This window comes from Pseudomonas sp. 57B-090624 (genome assembly GCF_003234055.1).
GTDB lineage: Bacteria > Pseudomonadota > Gammaproteobacteria > Pseudomonadales > Pseudomonadaceae > Metapseudomonas > Metapseudomonas tohonis.
Genome location: NZ_QKRU01000030.1, coordinates 1 through 19,310, shown reverse-complemented (window position 1 = coordinate 19,310; position 19,310 = coordinate 1). Strand labels below are relative to the sequence as shown.

At 70.0% G+C, this 19,310-nt stretch carries 19 protein-coding genes and 2 riboswitches; of the genes, 11 read left to right on the top strand and 8 right to left on the bottom strand.

Annotated elements, in window-relative coordinates:
• Positions 1-47: 47 nt before the first annotated feature.
• The 4 genes from DMX10_RS15635 to DMX10_RS15620 are packed head-to-tail and all read left to right on the top strand — an operon-like array spanning position 48 to position 2,759.
• The gene (locus DMX10_RS15635) at positions 48-1,145 is read left to right on the top strand and encodes a cobalt-precorrin-5B (C(1))-methyltransferase (protein WP_111261936.1); all 1,098 of its coding nucleotides are present in this window, start codon (positions 48-50) and stop codon (positions 1,143-1,145) included.
• Complete coding sequence (locus DMX10_RS15630; RefSeq protein ID WP_111261935.1) at positions 1,142-1,873, top strand: cobalt-precorrin-6A reductase; 732 nt, start codon at positions 1,142-1,144, stop codon at positions 1,871-1,873. Before DMX10_RS15635 ends, DMX10_RS15630 begins: the two co-directional genes overlap by 4 nt.
• A complete protein-coding gene (locus DMX10_RS15625; RefSeq protein WP_111261934.1) occupies positions 1,870-2,586 on the top strand; it encodes a ferredoxin in 717 nt (238 codons plus the stop codon). Before DMX10_RS15630 ends, DMX10_RS15625 begins: the two co-directional genes overlap by 4 nt.
• Positions 2,587-2,597: 11 nt before the next feature.
• Positions 2,598-2,759 carry a type II toxin-antitoxin system CcdA family antitoxin gene (locus tag DMX10_RS15620; protein ID WP_111261933.1) on the top strand — a complete coding sequence of 54 codons (162 nt, stop codon included), beginning with the start codon at positions 2,598-2,600 and terminating at the stop codon, positions 2,757-2,759.
• A 4-nt stretch (positions 2,760-2,763) separates the two neighbouring features.
• Here DMX10_RS15620 and DMX10_RS15615 read toward each other — a convergent pair whose 3' ends face one another.
• The 4 genes from DMX10_RS15615 to DMX10_RS15600 form a co-directional block, all read right to left on the bottom strand.
• Positions 2,764-3,201 carry a hypothetical protein gene (locus DMX10_RS15615; protein WP_111261932.1) on the bottom strand — a complete coding sequence of 146 codons (438 nt, stop codon included), beginning with the start codon at positions 3,199-3,201 and terminating at the stop codon, positions 2,764-2,766.
• A gap of 84 nt (positions 3,202-3,285) precedes the next feature.
• The gene (locus DMX10_RS15610; protein WP_111261931.1) at positions 3,286-4,428 is read right to left on the bottom strand and encodes an MFS transporter; all 1,143 of its coding nucleotides are present in this window, start codon (positions 4,426-4,428) and stop codon (positions 3,286-3,288) included.
• A 356-nt stretch (positions 4,429-4,784) separates the two neighbouring features.
• Positions 4,785-5,417, bottom strand: coding sequence for a VWA domain-containing protein (locus DMX10_RS15605; protein ID WP_111261930.1), 633 nt, complete (start codon positions 5,415-5,417; stop codon positions 4,785-4,787).
• A 20-nt stretch (positions 5,418-5,437) separates the two neighbouring features.
• The gene (locus tag DMX10_RS15600) at positions 5,438-6,436 is read right to left on the bottom strand and encodes an ATP-binding protein (RefSeq protein ID WP_111261929.1); all 999 of its coding nucleotides are present in this window, start codon (positions 6,434-6,436) and stop codon (positions 5,438-5,440) included.
• Between the two features lie 513 nt (positions 6,437-6,949).
• Between DMX10_RS15600 and DMX10_RS15595 the strand changes: the two genes are divergently transcribed.
• A complete protein-coding gene (locus DMX10_RS15595; protein WP_371921698.1) occupies positions 6,950-7,939 on the top strand; it encodes a 3-deoxy-7-phosphoheptulonate synthase in 990 nt (329 codons plus the stop codon).
• Positions 7,940-7,978: 39 nt separating this feature from the next.
• Here DMX10_RS15595 and cobN read toward each other — a convergent pair whose 3' ends face one another.
• Entirely contained in the window at positions 7,979-11,713 is a 3,735-nt protein-coding gene (gene cobN, locus DMX10_RS15590) for a cobaltochelatase subunit CobN (RefSeq protein WP_111261928.1), read from the bottom strand.
• 62 nt (positions 11,714-11,775) lie between these two features.
• Entirely contained in the window at positions 11,776-12,828 is a 1,053-nt protein-coding gene (gene cobW / locus DMX10_RS15585) for a cobalamin biosynthesis protein CobW (RefSeq protein ID WP_111261927.1), read from the bottom strand.
• Positions 12,829-12,923: 95 nt separating this feature from the next.
• A riboswitch (cobalamin riboswitch) is annotated at positions 12,924-13,118 on the bottom strand.
• A gap of 58 nt (positions 13,119-13,176) precedes the next feature.
• A riboswitch (cobalamin riboswitch) is annotated at positions 13,177-13,389 on the top strand.
• A 99-nt stretch (positions 13,390-13,488) separates the two neighbouring features.
• Here cobW and DMX10_RS15580 point away from each other — a divergent pair.
• The 6 genes from DMX10_RS15580 (at position 13,489) to DMX10_RS15555 (ending at position 17,638) form a co-directional block, all read left to right on the top strand.
• Positions 13,489-13,671, top strand: a complete 183-nt coding sequence (locus DMX10_RS15580; RefSeq protein WP_021219636.1) for a CbtB-domain containing protein — start codon at positions 13,489-13,491, stop codon at positions 13,669-13,671.
• Between the two features lie 10 nt (positions 13,672-13,681).
• A complete protein-coding gene (locus DMX10_RS15575; RefSeq protein WP_111261926.1) occupies positions 13,682-14,389 on the top strand; it encodes a CbtA family protein in 708 nt (235 codons plus the stop codon).
• Between the two features lie 73 nt (positions 14,390-14,462).
• The gene (locus DMX10_RS15570; RefSeq protein WP_111261925.1) at positions 14,463-14,873 is read left to right on the top strand and encodes a cobalamin biosynthesis protein; all 411 of its coding nucleotides are present in this window, start codon (positions 14,463-14,465) and stop codon (positions 14,871-14,873) included.
• A complete protein-coding gene (cobM, locus tag DMX10_RS15565; protein WP_111261924.1) occupies positions 14,870-15,634 on the top strand; it encodes a precorrin-4 C(11)-methyltransferase in 765 nt (254 codons plus the stop codon). Before DMX10_RS15570 ends, cobM begins: the two co-directional genes overlap by 4 nt.
• Before the next feature lie 197 nt (positions 15,635-15,831).
• Positions 15,832-16,716: a sugar nucleotide-binding protein gene (locus tag DMX10_RS15560; RefSeq protein ID WP_111261923.1), complete on the top strand. Its 885-nt coding sequence runs from the start codon at positions 15,832-15,834 to the stop codon at positions 16,714-16,716.
• Positions 16,709-17,638, top strand: a complete 930-nt coding sequence (locus DMX10_RS15555) for an NAD-dependent epimerase/dehydratase family protein (RefSeq protein ID WP_111261922.1) — start codon at positions 16,709-16,711, stop codon at positions 17,636-17,638. The genes DMX10_RS15560 and DMX10_RS15555 overlap by 8 nt, the downstream gene beginning before the upstream one ends.
• A gap of 460 nt (positions 17,639-18,098) precedes the next feature.
• Here the strand turns inward: DMX10_RS15555 and DMX10_RS15550 are convergent, their stop codons facing one another.
• A complete protein-coding gene (locus DMX10_RS15550) occupies positions 18,099-18,791 on the bottom strand; it encodes an OmpW family protein (RefSeq protein ID WP_111261921.1) in 693 nt (230 codons plus the stop codon).
• A gap of 114 nt (positions 18,792-18,905) precedes the next feature.
• Positions 18,906-19,310, bottom strand: a 405-nt coding sequence (locus tag DMX10_RS15545) for a DUF3299 domain-containing protein (protein ID WP_111261920.1), incomplete at its 5' end; no start/stop codon positions are given.

Below are 19,310 nucleotides of genomic sequence, written 5' to 3'. Positions count from 1 at the left end.
CGCAGCGAGGCCCAACGCTGCCGAGTCCTGCCCTGCGCGAGCCCGCCATGCGTGACGAAACCCCCGAGCAGCCCGCGCCCCTGCGCAGCGGCTACACCACCGGCAGCTGCGCCACCGCCACCAGCCTGGCAGCGGCGCGCCTGCTGCTGGGCGGGGTGGCGAGCGACGCGGTGGAGATCGTCCTGCCCAAGGGCCAGCAGGTGCTGATGCGCCTGGAGTTCTGCCGGTCGATCGACGGCGGCGCCGAGGCCGGCACGCTCAAGGACGCCGGCGACGACCCGGACGTGACCCACGGTGCGCTGATCTACGCCCAGGTGCGCCTGGCCGACGAGCCCGGGGTGCGCTTCCACGCCGGCCCCGGCGTCGGCACCGTGACCAGGCCCGGCCTGACCCTGGCGGTGGGCGAGCCGGCGATCAACCCGGTGCCGCGGCAGATGATGACCGAGCACCTCACGCAACTCGCGCTGGAGCACGGCCACCCCGGTGGCTTCGAGGTCACCGTCTGCGTGCAGGGCGGCGCCGAGCTGGCGCTCAAGACCATGAACCCGCGCCTGGGCATCCTCGGTGGGCTGTCGATCCTCGGCACCACGGGTATCGTCCGGCCCTTCTCCTGCGCGGCCTACATCGCCTCCATCCATCAGGGCATCGACGTCGCCCGCGCCAACGGCTTCACCCACCTGGCCGCCTGCACCGGCAATGCCAGCGAGGACGCCATGCGCCGGCGCTACGGCCTCGACGACACCGCCCTGATCGAGATGGGCGATTTCGCCGGCGCCGTGCTCAAGCACCTGCGCAAGGCGCCGGTGGAAAAACTCAGCCTGTGCGGCGGCTTCGGCAAGATCAGCAAGCTGGCCGCCGGGCACATGGACCTGCACAGCCGCAGCTCCAGTATCGACCTGCCACTGCTCGCCGAGTGGGCCGCCGGCCTGGGCGCCGATGCCGAGCTGCAGGACGCCATGCGCGGCGCCAACACCAGCCAGCAGGCGCTGGCGCTGGCCCACGCCGCCGGGATACCCCTGGGCGATGCGGTCTGCGCCCATGCCCTGGCCTTCGCCCGCCGCACCGTCCCGGCCGGCGTGGCCCTGGAAGTCTTCGCCATCGATCGCCAGGGCAACCTGGTCGGCCAGGCGCTGGAGCGACCATGACGCGCATCCTCCTGCTGGGCGGCGTCACCGAGGCCCTGGCCCTGGCAAGGCGCCTGGGCCCCGAGCACGTCTACAGCCTCGCCGGCCTCGGCAAGGTGCCGACGGACCTCGACTGCCAGGTGCGTGTCGGCGGCTACGGCGGTGCCGAAGGGCTGGCGCGCTACATCGACGAAGCCGGTATCGGCCTGCTGCTCGACGCGACCCACCCCTATGCCGCGCGGATCAGCCACAACGCCGCCCGCGCTGCCGGGCTCGCCGGCATTCCCTGCTGGGCCCTGCGTCGCCCCGGCTGGCGCGCTAGCAAGGGCGACGACTGGCGCGAGGTTGCCGATTGGGCCGGGCTGGTCGACGCCCTGGCCGCCTTCCAGCGTCCCTTCTTCACCCTTGGCCGCGAACCCCTGGAGCACCTCGGCGAGATTCCTGCCCACCAGCACTGGACGGTGCGCTGCCTGCAGGGACAGGCACCGGGCGAGCGTTTCGAGGTCATCGCCTCGCGCGGGCCGTTCGGCCTGGACGAGGAGCGCGCGCTGTTCGATCGCCTCGGCACCGACGTGCTGATCAGCAAGAACAGTGGCAGCCAATCCACCGAACCCAAGCTGCAGGTGGCCCGCGAGCGCGGCCTGCCGGTGCTGATCCTCAAGCGCCCCGAGCTGCCTCCGGTCACCCGCGAATTCGATTCCCTCGACGGCCTCTGGCAGGCCCTCGTCCCCCAACTGGAAACACCATGACCGCTACTTCCTACGCTCGCGTGCTGTTCGCCGGGCCCGACCTCGGCGAAGGCGCCTTCGCCGAATTGTTCCGCCGCCAACTGACCGCCCTGCGCGGTGAGGCGGCGCTCGCCGACATCGTCGACACCGGTGCCGACTTCGACGCGCTGACGCGTGCCGTGCAGGCCAGCCCGCGCCCGCTGCTGGTGATCGACCTCGACCCGCAGTCGGGCCCGCAGCACCTCGACTGGCTGCGTGGCGAACTGGGCCGCCTCGACGCGCCCGGGGAACTCTTCGTCGCCAGCCTGCTGGGCCAGTACGACAGCGACCCGGCCGGCGCCGCCTGCGCCCTCGTCGAGCGCCCCGAACTGCATCTCGCCTGCGTCGGCGTGCCGGACCTGCCGGCCAGCCACGCCTGGTCCTGCATCCCGCCCCACGCCCGCCGCCTGCTGCTGTGCAACGGCCCGCGCTGCACCCGCCGTGGCGCGCTGCCGCTGTGGAAGAAACTGCGGGAAACCCTCAAGGCCGCCGGCAAGCTGGAGTGCGAGGGCGGCGTGCACATCACCCGCACCCAGTGCCAGTTCCCCTGCGACCTCGGCCCCACCGCCAGCCTCTACCCGGAAGGCGAGTGGTACCGCATCCGCGACGAGGCGCAGGTGCTGCGCTGGGTGCAGGAACGAATAGTCGAAGAACGGGCGGTGCCGGATATGCTGACCAGCCCGGGCCCGCTTTGAAGGAGAGATCGATGAAACGCGACGACACGCGGGAAGACGCCCGGAACAGGGCTGATACGACTCAAGTGAGCAAGGCGCAAGCCTGGCTGCTGGCCAACCGTGAAGCCATCGCCGCCTACAACCGGCATGTGGACGAGCACGGCGTGTTCAGCGATGGCGTACGCCGCTTCTGATGGCTCAGCCGGGCTGTCCTTCTCCTGCCGGCAGGGCGGGTTCGCTCAGGCGATAGAGCGTCCAGGCCGAGGCGCCGATGATGAACAGGGCGAGTAGGTTGACGCTGATGTCGTAGCCCGGCGCCAGGCCCAGGCCGTAGGCGATCGACACCGGGCCGGTGAAGTTGAAGAAGAACTCGGGGGTCTGGAATGTGCAGCTCTGCGGCAGGTAGAGCAGGGCGATGAAGAAGAACGCGGTGGGGCGCTTGCGGGTGCCCAGGAAGCCCAGCAGCAACAAGGCGGCGCCCTGGATCATGTAGCAGGCCGTGGTATCCAGCGGCACCGAGACGCCCAGTGCGGCGTAGATCGCCGGCGCCATCAGGGTGGATACGCCGATGAAGATGGCAAGTACGGCCACCGTGACGCCGAGCGCCGGCACGTTGCGACGTTGCACTTCTTCCATGAAGAACTTCCGATGTGATTCGACCAGGACGCGCAGGCTAGAGGCTGGCGGTGTGCTTGTCCATAGGCCTTGTGGAGCCCGAGCTCACCGCGCGAAACGCCCCGCCGTCAGCGGCGCCGAGAGCATCAGCGCGCCGAGGATCATGAAGGCCGTGACCAGGCCCAGGCCCTGGGCGACGAAGCCCACCAGCGCAGGCCCGGCGAGTACGCCGGCGTAGCCGACGGTGGTCAGGGCGGCGACGGCGAGATTGGCCGGCATGGCCGTCTGCCGGCCGGCGGCGGTGAACAGCACCGGCACGACATTGGCCGCGCCCAACCCCACCAACGGGAAGCCCGGCAGGGCCAGCAGCGGGTGGGGGGCCAGCAGCAGAAGCGCGAAGCCTGCGGTGGCCAGGAGGCCGCCACCCACCAGGATGCGCCGCTCGCCCAGGCGGGCGATCAGCTTGTCGCCGCTCAGGCGGCCCACCAGCATCGCCAGGGAGAACAGCGCATAGCCGAGACCGGCGCGCGCCGGGTCGAAGCCACGTTCCTCCACCAGCAGGATGGCGCCCCAATCGAGCATCGCGCCTTCGGCGAGGAACATCGCGAACGCCAGCGCCCCGAGCAGCAGGACGATGCCCCGGGGCAGCACGAAGAAGGCGCCACCACCCCCGGAGCGAGTGCGCAGCAGGCGGGGCGCCGCGAGCACCAGGCCCAGCACGACGATCGCCACGGCCACCAGGATCGCCGGCAGGGGCGCGAGGCCGGCCGCCAGCAGGGCGGTCATGCCCAGGGAACCGGCGAAGCCACCGACGCTGAACATGCCGTGGAAGCCGGACATCAGCGGCACCGGTGCGTCACGCGTCACCTCCACGGCGTGCACGCTCATCGCCACGTCCATGGCGCCAAGGGAGGCGCCGAACAAGGCCAGGGCGAACGCCAGCAGCGGGCCCGAATCGGCCACCGCCAGCAGCGGCATGGCACAGCACAGGCCGATGCCGCCGGCCAGGATCACCGGACGGCTGCCGATCCGGCCCGCCAGCCCGCCGGCCAGCGGCATCGACAGCATCGACCCCGCGCCCAGGCACAGCAGCAACAGGCCCAGCACCGCCTCCTCGATGCCCAGGCGGGCCTTGGCGTAAGGCACCAGCGGCGCCCAGCAGGCCATGCCGAAACCGGAAACGAAGAACGCCAGGCGCGTGGCGAGGCGGGTGGCTGGGCTGTCGGCGCAGGGCACGGCTTGGTTCATCGGGCATTCCGCAAAGAAAAGGGGCGGACCTTAACACGCACCCGGGGCGGGCGACGTTCGACCATCTGGTTGATGGACGATCCAGGGCACGGGTGGTTCAGGCTTCGTCGTGGCACTGACGTAGGTTGGCGCCGAGCGCAGCGAGGCCCAACGTTGCGAGGCCGGCATGTGCAACTTCGTTCACTGGACATCCGCGAGGGTGACTCGCATTCGTGGACACCTTCAGCTCCGCCCGGTGGACCGGTAAAGCGTGGTCCACCCTACGAAGTCGCGTGCCACTTACGGGCTTCTCGCCACGTAGGGTGGACATCGCTCTTTATGTCCACCAAGCGGGGCCGATCCCGAGTCTGCTTGGCTCAGTCCGACAGCGCCCGGTAGTCCGCACCCAGTTCCTCTGCCAATTGGCGGGCGCGGCCGAGGCGGATGGGGCCGCCTTCGATATCCACCAGCAGCGTGTCGCAGCCCAGCGGCTCCAGGGCGGGCCAGTCCCTGAGGCGGCCATCGGTGAGGATCAGCACGCGCTGGTGCTCCGAGGGTTTCTGTCGCTGGCGGCGCTGCAGCCAGTCACGGGCCAGGTGCAGGGCCTCGATCAGCGGGGTGCCGCCGCCGGCGCCGAGGCCATCGAGCCACTGGTGCAGCGGCGCCGAGGCCTTGCTGCCTTGCCACAGCCAGCGGGGTTCGCGGCCGGTGGCGTGGAGCACGGCGAGGCGGGCGCGCTGGCGGTAGGCGGATTCGAACAGCCCGGCCAGCAGGCCCTTAGCGCGGGACAGGGCACCGTGGCGGCGGGTGGAGGCGGAGGCGTCCACCAGCACCAGCCAGAGCGCATCGGGGCGTTGGCTGCGCGGGCGGCGGACCAGGTCGTGGGCCTTGCGCGGGCGACCTCGCAGCAGGGTGGGCAGCCACTGGATGGCACCGTCGCGCCCACCACGGGCCGGGCCGCTGCGGCCGTTGGCGAGTGTCCCGGGGCCTGGTCTGGCATCCGCGCCCATGACCCGGCGCGGGCGGATGCTCAGGGCTTTTTTGGCCAGCCCGGCAGCTCGCGTCGGGAGTCGGTGGGCACCGGCTGGGCAGGCAGCTCGCCCCACTGGCCTTCGCCTGCGGATGCCTGGGGTTGTGCAGCGCCGGGGGGCGTCTGTGGCGGCTGGGCGGAGGAGGGCGCCTGGGTTCGACGGTGGGCCAGGGCGAAGTGTTCGACGGCGTCGATATCGGCGCGCGCGATGCTTGTCGCGCCCCGCCAGGCGGCATGGGCGCGAGCCGCGCGCAGCCACACCAGGTCGGCGCGCAGGCCGTCGACACCGGCGTCGAAGCAGCGCTGGGCGATCTCGTCCAGGGCGCCGTCATCCAGGGGAATGGCGGCGAGGCGTTCGCGGGCGTCCTGGCAACGACGAGCGAGGGCCTGCTGCTCGCCGCTCCACTGGGCGACGAAGCCCTGCGGGTCAGCGTCGAAGGCCAGGCGGCGACGCAGGATCTCGGCGCGTTCGGCCGGTTGCGGTTGGCCGTCGAGGCCGACCTTGAGGCCGAAGCGGTCCAGCAGCTGCGGGCGCAGCTCGCCTTCCTCGGGGTTCATGGTGCCGATCAGCACGAAGCGCGCGGCGTGGCGGTGGGACAGGCCGTCGCGCTCCACCAGGTTGACCCCGCTGGCGGCGACGTCCAGCAGCAGGTCCACCAGGTGGTCGGGCAGCAGGTTCACCTCGTCGACGTAGAGCACGCCGCCGTGGGCCTTGGCCAGCACGCCGGGGGAGAACTGCGCACGGCCTTCGCCCAGGGCCGCGTCGAGGTCGAGGGTGCCGACGATGCGCTCCTCGCTGGCGCCCAGGGGCAGGGTGACGAAGATGCCTTGTGGCAGCAGGTCGGCGATGCCCCGGGCCAGGGTGGACTTGGCCATGCCGCGCGGGCCTTCGATCAGCACACCGCCGATGGCCGGGTCGATGGCGGCCAGGTACAGCGCGAGCTTCAGCTCGTCGGCGGCGACCACGGCGCTCAAGGGGAAGTGGGGGAGCTCGGACATGACGGGTTCCTGAAAACGCATCGCGGCATGGTAGCGAAAGGCCGAACGCGCCGATAGAAATCAGTGATTGAACGGCGGCCGGCGATGCAGTAATTTGGCCAGCATTCGCTTTGGAGATCGTCATGCCGCACCTCGCTTCCACTCCGCTCACCGCTTGCCAGGCCCTGCGCCCGGCACGTGCGCGCGTGGCCGCTGCGGCCAGCTATTTCTATGGGTATTGGTTTAGCCACGGGCTGGCCTGATACCTGATCAGGCGGCCCACTCCAGCAGGGTCGCCCACCAAAGCTCCACGAAACCCCCGGTCGGCAACCCGCCCGGGGGTTTTTGTTTTTCCAGGGCCCACAAGGCCAAACGCACGTAATCCGAGGATCGCACCATGATCAGCTACCGCACCTACGCCACCTATTACCGCAACGCCGACTGGCGATTTAGCCGCTTCGCCGCCGCCCTCACACCCCTGAATCGAACACCCAGTTAGCGCGCCGCGCGCGGACCGATCCGCGCCGGCCGAGGATGCCCGTCATGAATTCCGTTTCCGTATCGCCCATCGCCGCCCTGGCCCGCCAGGTCCGTGCCCAGCGCGATGCCGTGCGCGCGGTGCTGGATGGCGACGACCCGCGCCTGCTGGTGGTGGTCGGCCCCTGTTCCATCCACGATCCCGAATCCGCCCTCGACTACGCCCGCCGCCTTGCCGCGCTGGCGCCGGAGGTGAGCGACAAGCTGCTGTTGGTGATGCGCGCCTACGTCGAGAAACCGCGCACCACGGTGGGCTGGAAGGGGCTGGTGTACGACCCGCACCTGGATGGCAGTGGCGACATGGCGGCCGGCCTGGCCCTCAGCCGCCGGCTGATGCTGCAGATGATCGAGCTGGGGCTGCCGGTGGCCACGGAATTGCTGCAACCCCTGGCCGCCGGTTACTTCGACGACCTGCTGGGCTGGGCCGCCATCGGTGCGCGCACCAGCGAATCCCAGGTGCATCGCGAGCTGGTCAGCGGCCTCGACCTACCGGTGGGCTTCAAGAACGGCACCGACGGCAGCCTCGGTATCGCCACCGACGCCATGCGCTCGGCGGCCCATGCACACCAGCACTTCGGCATCGACGACCAGGGTCGCCCGGCGCTGGTGCAGACCGCCGGCAACGCGGATACGCACCTGGTGCTGCGCGGCGGCCACCAGGGCCCGAACCATGACGCGGCCAGCGTCGCGGCCGCACGGGCGGGGCTGGAGAAACTCGGCATCGCGCCGCGCATCCTGGTCGACTGCAGCCATGCCAACAGCGGCAAGGACCCGCTGCGCCAGCCCGCGGTGCTGGCGGAGGTGATCGACCAGCGCCTGGCCGGCCAGGACGCCCTGCGCGGGGTGATGATCGAGAGCCACCTGTTCGATGGCGCGCAGTCGCTGTCCTGCGACCTGCGCTACGGCGTGTCCATCACCGATGGCTGCCTGGGCTGGGACGGCACCGAGCGCATCCTGCGGGAGGTGGCAGTGCGGTTGCGCGGGTGATAGGGGGGCCGGGTTTGTGGTGAGGGGGAGCGCCGGGGGCTACTGCTCCTCGATATCCAGCAGCAGGTTCTCGATGGCCTCGCGGTAGTCGCCGGGGTGTTCCCACAGGCCGCGTTGCTGGGCTTCCACCAGGCGCTCGGCGATGTCGCGCAGGGCGTCGGGGTTGTGCTGCTGGATGAAGTCGCGGGTGTCGGCGTCCAGCAGGTAGGCGTCAGCCAGCAGCTGGTACTGGTGGTCGTCGATCAGCTCGCTGGTGGCGTCGAAGGCGAACAGGTAGTCCACGGTCGCGGCCAGTTCGAAGGCGCCCTTGTAGCCGTGGCGCTTCATGCCGGCGATCCACTTGGGGTTGGCGGCGCGCGAGCGCACCACGCGGCCCAGCTCTTCCTTCAGCGAGCGGATGCGCGGCAGGTCCGGCTGGCTGTGGTCGCCGTGGTAGCTGGCCACTTTCTCGCCGCGCAGGGTCTCGGCGGCGGCGAGCATGCCGCCCTGGAACTGGTAGTAATCGTTGGAGTCGAGGATGTCGTGCTCGCGGTTGTCCTGATTCTGCAGCACCGCCTGCAAACGCTCCAGGCGCTGGGCGAAGCGGGCCCGCGCGGGCGTGCCGGCATCCTGCGCGCCGTAGGCGTAGCCGCCCCAGTTCAAATACACCTCGGCCAGTTCGGCGCGGTCCTGCCACTGGCGCTCCTCGATGGCGCCCTGCACGCCGGCGCCATAAGCACCGGGCTGGGCGCCGAAGATGCGCCAGCCGGCCTGCAGCCGGGCATCGTCCGTCCCCAACCCCTCGGCGGCCAGGCGCGCGCTTTCCAGTTTCACCCGCGCGGCCAGGGGGTTCAGGTCCTCGGGCTCGTCCAGTTCGGCTACGGCCTGCACGGCGGCATCGAACAGGCGGATGAGGTTGGCGAAGGCATCGCGGAAGAAGCCCGATACCCGCAGCGTCACGTCCACCCGGGGGCGGTCGAGCAGCGACAGCGGCAGGATCTCGAAGTCTTCCACGCGCTGGCTGCCGGCCTGCCACACCGGCCGCACGCCCATCAGCGCCAGGGCCTGGGCGATGTCGTCGCCGCCGGTGCGCATGGTGGCGGTGCCCCAGACGGAAAGGCCGAGCTGGCGCAGGTGGTCGCCCTCGTCCTGCAGGTGGCGTTCCAGCAGCAGGCTGGCGGACTGGAAGCCCAGGCGCCAGGCGGTGGGCGTGGGCAGGTTGCGCACGTCCAGGGTGAAGAAGTTACGCCCGGTGGGCAGGGTGTCGAGGCGCCCGCGACTGGGGGCGCCGCTGGGGCCGGGCAGCACGAAGCGGCCTTCCAGGGCGGCCAGCACGCCGCCGATTTCGGCGGGGCCGCAGGCGTCCAGGGCCGGGGCGACGACCTGGCGCAGGCTGTGGATAACCAGGTCGCTGGCGGGGCCCACGGACGGATGATCGGTCGCCCGGATCATCGCCAGGGCCAGCAGCTCCAGGCGCTCGCGGGTGTCGCCGTTGCTGCGCCAGGGATCGATGCTGACCCGCTCCAGCAGCGCCGGGCGCGGACCTTCCCAGGGCTCGGCCCAGTTGCAGTCCAGCGGGTCGCGCCCCAGCCCAAGGTCGGTGGCGAGGGCACGCAGCAGGCTGGCGTTGGCGCCCTTGCCGTCGCCCCGGGGGATGCGCACCAGGGACAGCAGGGTGTCGTCGCGCAGGCTGCCGGCCGGGGATTCGCCGAACACGTGGAGGCCATCGCGGATCTGCGACTCCTTGAGGTCGCAGAGGTAGGCATCCAGCTGCGGCAGCCAGCTTTCCGGGTCGTCGCTGATGCTGAGCGCAAGTTCGCGGTCCAGCGCGGTGGCCTTCACCAGTTCGAGGATCTCGCCGCGCAGCTGCACGGCGCGGCGCGGGTCCAGCAGCGAGGCGTCGTAGTACTCGTCGGCCAGGCGCTCCAGATCGCGCAGCGGGCCGTAGTTCTCGGCGCGGGTCAGCGGCGGCATCAGGTGGTCGATGATCACCGCCTGGGCGCGGCGCTTGGCCTGGGCGCCTTCGCCGGGGTCGTTGACGATGAAGGGGTAGATGTTCGGCAGCGGGCCCATCACCGCATCCGGCCAGCACTCGGCGGAGAGGCCGACGCCCTTGCCCGGCAGCCATTCCAGGTTGCCATGCTTGCCGACGTGCACCAGCGCGTCGGCGCCGAACACCTCGCGCAGCCAGAAGTAGAAGGCCAGGTAGCCGTGGGGCGGCACCAGCGCAGCGTCGTGGTAGATGGCCGCCGGGTCCAGCTGGTAGCCGCGCGCCGGCTGGATGCCGACGAAGGCGAGGCCGAAGCGCAGGCCGGCGATCATCATGCGCCCGGCGCGGAACATCGGGTCCTGCTGCGGTTCGCCCCAGCGCTCCGTCACCGCCCGCTGGTTGGCTTCGGGCAGGCGGGCGAAGCAGGCCAGGTAGGCGTCCAGCGCCAGGCTCTGGGCGCAGGGGCGCGCGTCGAGGCTGTCGAGGTCGTTGCTGACGCCGCCCAGCAGGCTGTGGATAAGTGCCGTGCCGCTCTCCGGCAGGCCGGCCAGGGGGTAACCCTCGGCCTCCAGGGCGCGGAGAATGTTCAGCGCGGCGGCCGGGGTGTCCAGGCCCACGCCGTTGCCGATGCGGCCGTCGCGGGTGGGGTAGTTGGCGAGGATCAGCGCCACGCGCTTGTCGGCGTTGGCCTTGCGCCCCAGCAGCAGCCAGCGGCGCGCCAGTTCGGCGACGAAATCCATGCGTTCGAGGTGGGGCAGGTAGCACACCACGTCGCTCTGGCTGCGCTCGCTGCGCCAGGCCAGGCCCTTGAAGCTGATGGGGCGGGTGATGATGCGCCCGTCCAGCTCCGGCAGGGCGATGTGCATGGCCAGGTCGCGCGGGCCGAGGCCTTGCGGGTTCTCTTCCCAGAGTGGCTGGTTGTCCAGCGAGCAGATGGCCTGCAGCACCGGCACGTCGCGGCGGAAGGGGCGCTGGCCGGGTGTGTCGGGGTTGGATTGGGCGAAGCCGGTGGTGTTGATGATCAGCTCGGCGTCGACGGCGTCCAGCCAGTCCTCGACCACGGCCAGGCACTCGGCTTCCTTGAGGCTGGCCACCGCGATGGGCAGCGGGTTGATGCCGGCGGCGGCCAGGCGCTCGCAGAAGGCGTCGATGAAGGCGGTGTTCGCCGCCTGCAGGTGGGTGCGGTAGAACAGCAGGGCTGCCACCGGCTGGCCCTCCCGCCAGTCGGCGCGCCAGTGGTCGAGGCGGGCGGGGCGCTGGCGCGGGTGATGCACGGCGACGCGGGGCAGGGTGCTGGGCGCCTGCCAGGGGTAGTCGCGGCCCAGGCAGCGGCTGGCGAGGCAGGCGAACAGTTGCCGGGCGTTGTCCAGGCCGCCCTGGCGCAGGTACTGCCAGCAGCGCTCGGCGTCTTCTTCCGGGACGTTGCACAGGCGGGCCAGCTCCGGGTCGGGGCGGTCGTCGCCGGGCACCAGGATCAGCTGCGTGCCGCGCTCGGCCAGGGCCACCAGTTGCTCGATGCCGTAGCGCCAGTAGCCGACGCCGCCATGCACGGAGATGAGGATGACCTTGGCGTGCTGCAGCACCTCGTCGACGTAGAGGTCCACCGAGGCGTGGTTCTGCAGCTGCATGGGGTTGGCCAGGCGCAGGCTGGGGTAGTCCTGCGGCAGCTCGCGGGCGGCCTCGGCCAGCAGCGCCAGGTGCGAATCACCGCTGCAGAGGATCACCAGCTCGGCGGGCGTCTGGGCCAGGTGGGCGATGCCGTCGTCGGGGACGAAGCCGCCAGGTTGGGTGCGCAGCAGGTGCATGGCTCGGGCCTTGGCAGGGGGGGGCGGCCCTCTCCCGGTCGGGAGAGGAGCCGGTTCGGCGGTTACGCCAGGGCGGTGCGCAGTTCGTTGGCGATGGTGGCCGGGTCCAGCTCCTGGCCGATCACCACCAGGCGGGTGGCGCGGGTTTCGTCGGCCAGCCACTGGCGGTCGAAGTGCTTGTCGAAGCGCTTGCCGACGCCCTGTACCAGCAGGCGCATGGGCTTGCCGGGGATGGCGGCGAAGCCCTTGATGCGCAGCACGTCGTGGCGCTCCACCAGTTGGCCGAGGGCGGCCAGCAGGGCGGCTTCCTCCACTTCCGGCAGGTCGACGTGGAAGGAGTCGAACTCGTCGTGGTCGTGGTCCTCGTGCCCTTCGTGGTCGTGGTGGGTGGCGCGGCTGTCGATGTGCGCCTCGGCCTCGGCGTTCAGGCCCAGCAGCACGGAGAGCGGCAGCTTGCCGGCGCTGGCTTCGACGATCTTCACCGCCGGCGGCAGCTCCTCGGCCACTTCGGCGCGCACGGCGGCCAGGGCGTCGGCGTCGAGCAGGTCGGCCTTGTTGAGGATCACCAGGTCGGCGCTGGCCAGCTGGTCTTCGAAGAGTTCGTGCAGGGGCGACTCGTGGTCGAGGTTCGGGTCCTGCTTGCGCTGCTCGTCCACCTGCTCGGGGTGGGCGGCGAAGGTGCCGGCGGCCACGGCCGGGCTGTCGACCACGGTGATCACCGCGTCCACGGTGCAGGCGCTGCGGATCTCGGGCCACTGGAAGGCCTGCACCAGGGGCTTGGGCAGGGCCAGGCCGGAGGTCTCGATGAGGATCTGGTCGAGGTCGCCACGGCGCGCCACCAGTTCGCGCATCACCGGGAAGAACTCTTCCTGCACGGTGCAGCACAGGCAGCCGTTGGCCAGCTCGAAGACGCGGCCCACGGCCTCTTCCTCGGTGCAGCCGATGGAGCATTGCTTGAGGATCTCGCCGTCGATACCCAGCTCGCCGAACTCGTTGACGATCACCGCGATGCGGCGGCCTTCGGCGTTGTCGAGCATGTGGCGGAGCAGGGTGGTCTTACCGGCACCGAGGAAGCCGGTGACGATGGTGACGGGGAGTTTGGCCAGGGTTTTCATGCGCGGCAGCCCTTCGCTGGGAGTCGATCGGATCGGCGGGCGCGCGGGACGAGGGCACGAAAGGCCCGATTCGCCACCGGATCACCCCGCCCGGTTGTCTGGAAATTCGCCGAGGCAGGTCTCCTGGCTCACAGCCTGGCGCGATGCGCCGCCTCTCCGCCTTCCCGCCCGATGGGCAGTGGCTGTGGATAAGGCCTCAGCTGTTCACAGTTGCGGGGGCAGCCACGGCTCGGCCGTGTTCCCTCTTAGCTGCGGCGCGCGGCCGCAGAACCTCGAAGGGCCGAAGGCTACGCAGGCCGGGGGCGGCGGTCAATCGCGGCGGTTGACGGCCGGTCGGTCTCGTGATGTCCTTGTGCGGTTTTTTCAGGTGTCTCGCGCCGTCGCGCGCGAGGTGAAACGGGAAGTCGGTGTGCCCCAGGGCGAGTCCGACGCTGCCCCCGCAACGGTAAGCGCACGTAGGGATCTGTAGGCCACTGTGTCCAGCGGACATGGGAAGGCAAACCCGCCCAGCCTCGGCTGGCGTCGCAAGCCCGGAGACCGGCCTGATCACTTTTTGGCAACCCGCGGTGGGCGGGCGCATGCCGGAAATGCGGTGCCGTAGCGGCCGCTTTCTTCGCACGCGTTCCTCTTGCCGACTCACCCGCACGCAGAGGAAGCACCATGTCCAGCAGCACACTGAGCCATTCGGCCGCCGCCGTCCCCCTGTCCAAACGCCTGGCCATCGCCATCGGTGCCAGCCTCCTGGGCCTGTCGCTCGTGTACTTCGCCGGCTTCTCGCACATCGAGGCGGTGCACAACGCGGCCCACGACACCCGCCACAGCTCTGCCTTCCCCTGCCACTGAGGGCGCACCCGTGATCAAGCGCATCGCCCAGACCGCCGGGTTCGCCGGTCTCTTCGCCGCCATCGTGCTGACCCTGCTGCAAAGCCTGTGGGTCACCCCGCTGATCCTCCACGCAGAAACCTTCGAGAACTCGGCACCGGCCGAACAGGCCGAGCACAGCCACGAGCATGCCGCCGGCACGCCCGCCCATGAACACAGTGCCGAAGCCTGGGCACCGGAAGACGGCTGGCAGCGCACGCTGTCCACCGGTGGCGCCAACCTGGTGGTCGCGGTGGGCTTCGCCCTGCTCCTGGCCGCACTGTTCAGCCTGCGTGGCCCGACCCGCGCCTGGCAGGGCCTGCTCTGGGGCCTGGCCGGTTTCGCCACCTTCGCCCTGGCGCCGTCCCTCGGCCTGCCGCCGGAGCTGCCGGGCACCGCTGCCGCCGATCTGGCCCAGCGCCAGGTCTGGTGGATCGGCACCGCCGCCTCCACCGCCGCCGGCCTGGCGCTGATCGCCTTCGGCCGCAACTGGGTGCTGCGCATCGTCGGGATGGCGTTGTTGGTGATTCCCCACGTGGTTGGCGCGCCGCAGCCCGAGGTGCATTCGAGCCTGGCGCCGGAAGCCCTGGAACACGAGTTCATCGCCGCCTCGCTGATCACCAACGCGCTGTTCTGGGGCGCCCTGGGCTGGGCCGCCGCCTGGCTGTACCAGCGTTCCGCGAGCCAAGACCTGGCGTGAGCCGGGCCGTGCCATCGATCGACCCCGCGCAGGGCCCGGCCCTTCGCGGGGTCTTGCTTTACAGGGCAGGCCGATGATCCGCGTGGCCGGCCTCGGCTGCCGGCGCGGCTGCCCGGAGCGCGAACTGCGCGAGTTGCTGGACAGCACCCTGGCCGAGCGTGGCCTGGCGGTCGGCGACCTGAGTGCCCTGGCCAGCGTCGACAGCAAGGCCGAGGAGCCCGGGCTGCGGGCACTGGCGCTGTCCCTTCACCTGCCCCTGGCGCTGTTGCCGGCCACCGAGCTGGCGGCTTGCGAGGGGCGGCTGTCCGGTACCTCGGCCGTCGCCCTGCGGGAAACCGGCAGCCCCGGCATTGCCGAGGCCGCGGCCCTGCTGCATGCCGAAGCCCTGGCCGGCCGGCCTGCGCGATTGCTGGTGGAAAAACGCCGCAGCCCCCGCGCCACCTGTGCGCTGGCCTGCATTCCCGAGGATGTGGATAACCCATGACGGTCTATTTCATCGGCGCCGGCCCCGGCGATCCGGAGCTCATCACGGTCAAGGGCCAGCGGTTGATCCGCAGCTGCCCGGTGATCCTCTATGCCGGCTCCCTGGTGCCGGAAGCGGTGCTCGACGGGCATCGTGCCGAGCAGGTGGTGAACACCGCCGAACTGCACCTGGACGAGATCGTCCGCCTGCTGGCCGAGGCCCATGGGTGCGGCCAGGACGTGGCCCGCGTGCATTCCGGCGACCCCTCGCTGTATGGCGCCATCGGCGAGCAGATCCGCCACCTGCGCGTGCTGGGCATTCCCTACGAGGTGGTGCCCGGCGTCACCGCCACCGCCGCCTGCGCCGCGTTGCTCGGCACCGAGCTGACCCTGCCGGACATCTCGCAGACGCTGATCCTCACCCGCTTCGCCACCCGCACGCGCATGCCCGAGGGCGAGTCCCTTGCCGAGCTGGCGCAGCACCGCGCGACCCTGGCGGTGCACCTTGGCGTCAGCCACCTGCCGCGCATCGTCGAGGAACTGCTGCCGCACTACGGCGCCGATTGCCCGGTGGCCGTGGTGCACCGCGCCAGCTGGCCCGACCAGGACTGGGTGACCGGCACGCTGGCGGACATCGTCGAGCGGGTGGCGGGCAAGGACTTCCGTCGCACCGCGCTGATCCTCGTGGGGCGCGTGCTGGCCGCCGAAGGCTTCACCGACTCCTCGCTCTACCACCCCGATCACGCCCATCTCTATCGCCCCGCAGGGGGTGACGACGACTGACGAGGCGTGCCGCATGGCGCGCCGCTAGTGACGCAGCGCTGGGAAATAAGCAGAATGCGTGTTCCCCGGTCGGAAACGACCGCCGGCTTGCGTGCCTGATGCCCCGTCTTGGCGAACCTCCTGGTCACAGGGATGGCGCCGGTGCGGGGTCATGGCCTGATCGATAACACCCACTGGCTTTAAGCGACCTTCTGTCTATGCGTATGCGCTTGATGCTCCTGGGCGGTGGCAATGCCCTTGGCCAGGCGCTTATCCGCCTGGGGGCCGAGGATGATGTAGGGTTCCTCGCCCCGCGCCCGCCCGAACAGGGCTGGGATGCCGCCAGCCTGACCCAGCTGCTCGACGACACCCGCCCCGATGCGGTGATCAACCTCGCCTACTACTTCGACTGGTTCCAGGCCGAGGAGGCCAGCCCGGTCCGTTTCGCCGCGCAGGAACGCGCGGTCGAGCGTCTCGCCGAACTCTGCCAGCACCACGGCATCGTCCTGCTGCAGCCTTCCAGCTACCGCGTCTTCGATGGTGCCCGGGCGACGGCCTACAACGAGAAGGACGAGACCATTCCCCTGAGCCTTCGCGGGCAGTCCCTGTGGCGCATCGAGCAGAGCGTGCGTGCCATGTGCCCCAAGCATGTGCTGCTGCGCTTCGGCTGGCTGCTGGACGACAGCAACGAGGGCATCCTCGGGCGCTTCCTCGCCCGTGCCGAGCGGGACGACGAGCTGATGCTGGCCGACGACCGCCGCGGCAACCCGACGCCGGTGGACGACGCCGCGCGGGTGATGCTCGCCGTGCTCAAGCAACTGGACTGCGCTGCGCCGCTCTGGGGCACCTACCACTACGGCGGCCATGAGGCGACCACCACCCTGGCGCTTGGCCAGGCGGTGCTCACCGAGGCCCGCAACCTGCGCGCGCTGAAGGTGCAGGAAATCACCCCCCAGGCCCACGCCGCCCGCCCCGATGCGGCGGACGAGCCCCAGCACGCGGTGCTGGCCTGCAAGAAGATCCTCCATACATTCGGCATCAAGCCCCGCGCCTGGCGCGCGGCGTTGCCCGCACTCCTGGACCGTTACTACCGCCATGGCTGACCTCCCCATCCTCGTTACCGGCGGCGCCGGCTTCATCGGCTCCAACCTGGTCGACGCACTGCTGGCGCGCGGGCACGCCGTGCGCGTGCTCGACGATCTTTCCACCGGCAAGCGCAGCAACCTGCCGCTGGACAACCCGCGCGTGGAACTCATCGAAGGCAACGTCGCCGACGCCGCGCTGGTAAGCCGTACCATGGCCGGCTGCAAGGCGGTGGCGCACCTGGCCGCCGTGGCCTCGGTGCCGGCTTCGGTGGACGACCCGGTGGCCACCCACCAGGCCAACTTCATCGGCACGCTCAATGTGTGCGAAGCCATGCGCGAGCATGGCGTGAAGCGCGTGGTGTTCGCCTCCAGCGCCTCGGTCTACGGCCAGAACGGCGAAGGCCAGGCCATCGACGAGAACACCCCCGTGGCACCGCTGACCCCCTATGCGGTGGACAAGCTGGCCAGCGAGCAGTACCTGGATTTCTACCGCCGCCAGCATGGCCTGGAGCCTGCGGTGTTCCGCTTCTTCAACATCTTCGGCCCGCGCCAGGACCCGTCCTCGCCCTATTCCGGGGTGATCAGCATCTTCACCGAGCGCGCCCTGGCCGGCACGCCGATCACCATCTTCGGTGATGGCGAGCAGACCCGTGACTTCGTCTATGTCGGCGACCTGGTGCAGGTGCTGGTGCAGGCGCTGGAGAACCCAGGCATCGAGGCCGGCCCGGTGAACGTCGGCCTGCAGCGCTCCACCAGCCTGAAGGACCTGCTCGCCGCCATCGGCAGCGTGGTGGGCGAACTGCCGGCCATCAGCCATGCCGATGCGCGCTCAGGCGATATCCGCCATTCCCTGGCGGACAATAGCCGTCTGCTGGAGCGTTTCGCCTTCCCCGAGCCGACGCCCCTGGCGGTCGGCCTGGCCCGCTTGCTGGGCCGCTGAGCCGAATGGAAAAGGCGCCTGCGAGGCGCCTTTTTTTGGCTCTGTCTGCGTTGGCTGTTGTGGTTTTAAAGCAAGGGCTCAAGCACGGTGTCTTCCGGACGCCCTCCACCGCATGGGTTTCGCTTCGCTCTACGCCATCCTACGAAAGCTGCCGCCACTACGTGCGCGCTGCGGGCGCACATCGATGTGATGCGTTGGGCGAAGAAAGCTGGAGCAGCCGCCAGCCCCGTATGGAGGGGCAAGTTTTTTGGTTCCTTTTCATCGGGCTGGCGTTCCAGCGACTGGAAAAGGGACTCGCCCGGGAGGGCGAAACCAGAAGTACCAGCAAAACTCAGCACTCAGCTGGGCTCAAATCCTCTAGCAACACTTAACGCAAAAAGCCTTTTTTCATCCCACCAGATGGGCCGGTGATGCCAACGAAAAAGGCGCCCGGAGGCGCCTTTGTTCATTGCGGTTGGGCTTAGAACTTGTAGCCCAGGCCAACCATGTAGACCCACGGGTCGACGTCCACGTCCACCTTGGCGCGTACGCCCAGGGCGGTGTTGTCGACGTAGGCGCGGGTGTCGATGTCGATGTAGCGCACCTGGGCGTTGAGCATGATGTTGTCGGTCAGCATGTAGTCGGCGCCGACCTGCCAGGCCAGGCCCCAGGAGTTCTTCACGCGGAGGTTGTCGAAGCCGGCTGCGGTCGCGCCGCTGCCCACGTGCTCGTCATAGATCCAGGTGTAGTTGATGCCGGCGCCCAGGTAGGGCTGGAAGGCCGACTGGGATTCCAGCGGGTAGTACACGACGCTCAGGGTCGGCGGCAGGTGCTTCAGCGAGCCCAGGCTGCCGTTGGCGGCGTCGAGGGCGGTGCCCTTGATCTTCACTTCGTGCTCGAAGGGGGTGGCGGCCAGCAGTTCCAGACCGAAGTGGTCGGTCAGCATGTAGGCGAAGTTCAGGCCCAGCTGGGTGTCGCTGTCCATGGTCGCCTTGCCGCCCAGGTCGGCGCCGGCCAGGGGGCCGCGGTCTACCTTGACGGAAGAGCTGTCGGCTTTCGGGTTGACGGTGATGGCACCGGCACGGACGAGGATGTCACCCGCCTGGTGGGCATGGGCCACCGGGGCGGCCACAGCGAGAGCGAGGAGGGAGGCGGCTAGGAACTGCGTTTTCATTTAAGGGCTCCGAGGTCTTGAGCTTGTGTTGGCTGGGCTCAGTTTCGGGGAGCACGAAACGCGGCACCTTGATCTAGCTCAATGCCGCGACGAGTTCGTTAGCAGGCTTGCTTATCAGCTCTCGGGCGTCTCGTAGGGGTAGATCTTGCTGGCTTCCATCTGGTAGCCGGCTTCGGCCAGTTCGCTGGTGCTGGATTTCACCTGCAGCTGCCCTTCGATCCAGAACGGCTGGTAGAGCGCGTCCATCAGTACGCCCAGCTCGCTGGTGACGTGGACGATCTGGTTGGACGGCGGTGGCGGCACATGGATGCAGGCACCGAAGTAGGGAACCAGCAGGAAGTCGGTCACCCGGCCTTCCTCGGTCACGTCCAGTGGCACGATGTAGCCCGGCAGTTTCACTTCCAGGCCGTCCAGCGTCGGCACCACCGGAGCGGACGGCGACTGCTGCATGGCGGCCGGGCCCGCTTCGGCGGCGAGGGAGTCGGCCAACTGCGAGAGGTCGTGGATGGGGGCGGGAGG

Bases quoted from the DNA above. Each gene is read 5' to 3' on its own strand.
- DMX10_RS15600 (WP_111261929.1), bottom strand. From the start codon at position 6,436: ATGTCCGAGCTCCCCCACTTCCCCTTGAGCGCCGTGGTCGCCGCCGAC.
- DMX10_RS15580 (WP_021219636.1), top strand. From the start codon at position 13,489: ATGTCCAGCAGCACACTGAGCCATTCGGCCGCCGCCGTCCCCCTGTCC.
- DMX10_RS15620 (WP_111261933.1), top strand. From the start codon at position 2,598: ATGAAACGCGACGACACGCGGGAAGACGCCCGGAACAGGGCTGATACG.
- DMX10_RS15630 (WP_111261935.1), top strand. From the start codon at position 1,142: ATGACGCGCATCCTCCTGCTGGGCGGCGTCACCGAGGCCCTGGCCCTG.
- DMX10_RS15610 (WP_111261931.1), bottom strand. From the start codon at position 4,428: ATGAACCAAGCCGTGCCCTGCGCCGACAGCCCAGCCACCCGCCTCGCC.
- DMX10_RS15560 (WP_111261923.1), top strand. From the start codon at position 15,832: ATGCGTATGCGCTTGATGCTCCTGGGCGGTGGCAATGCCCTTGGCCAG.
- DMX10_RS15555 (WP_111261922.1), top strand. From the start codon at position 16,709: ATGGCTGACCTCCCCATCCTCGTTACCGGCGGCGCCGGCTTCATCGGC.
- cobM (WP_111261924.1), top strand. From the start codon at position 14,870: ATGACGGTCTATTTCATCGGCGCCGGCCCCGGCGATCCGGAGCTCATC.
- DMX10_RS15605 (WP_111261930.1), bottom strand. From the start codon at position 5,417: ATGGGCGCGGATGCCAGACCAGGCCCCGGGACACTCGCCAACGGCCGC.
- DMX10_RS15615 (WP_111261932.1), bottom strand. From the start codon at position 3,201: ATGGAAGAAGTGCAACGTCGCAACGTGCCGGCGCTCGGCGTCACGGTG.
- DMX10_RS15595 (WP_371921698.1), top strand. From the start codon at position 6,950: ATGCCCGTCATGAATTCCGTTTCCGTATCGCCCATCGCCGCCCTGGCC.
- cobN (WP_111261928.1), bottom strand. From the start codon at position 11,713: ATGCACCTGCTGCGCACCCAACCTGGCGGCTTCGTCCCCGACGACGGC.
- DMX10_RS15625 (WP_111261934.1), top strand. From the start codon at position 1,870: ATGACCGCTACTTCCTACGCTCGCGTGCTGTTCGCCGGGCCCGACCTC.
- DMX10_RS15550 (WP_111261921.1), bottom strand. From the start codon at position 18,791: ATGAAAACGCAGTTCCTAGCCGCCTCCCTCCTCGCTCTCGCTGTGGCC.
- cobW (WP_111261927.1), bottom strand. From the start codon at position 12,828: ATGAAAACCCTGGCCAAACTCCCCGTCACCATCGTCACCGGCTTCCTC.
- DMX10_RS15635 (WP_111261936.1), top strand. From the start codon at position 48: ATGCGTGACGAAACCCCCGAGCAGCCCGCGCCCCTGCGCAGCGGCTAC.
- DMX10_RS15570 (WP_111261925.1), top strand. From the start codon at position 14,463: ATGATCCGCGTGGCCGGCCTCGGCTGCCGGCGCGGCTGCCCGGAGCGC.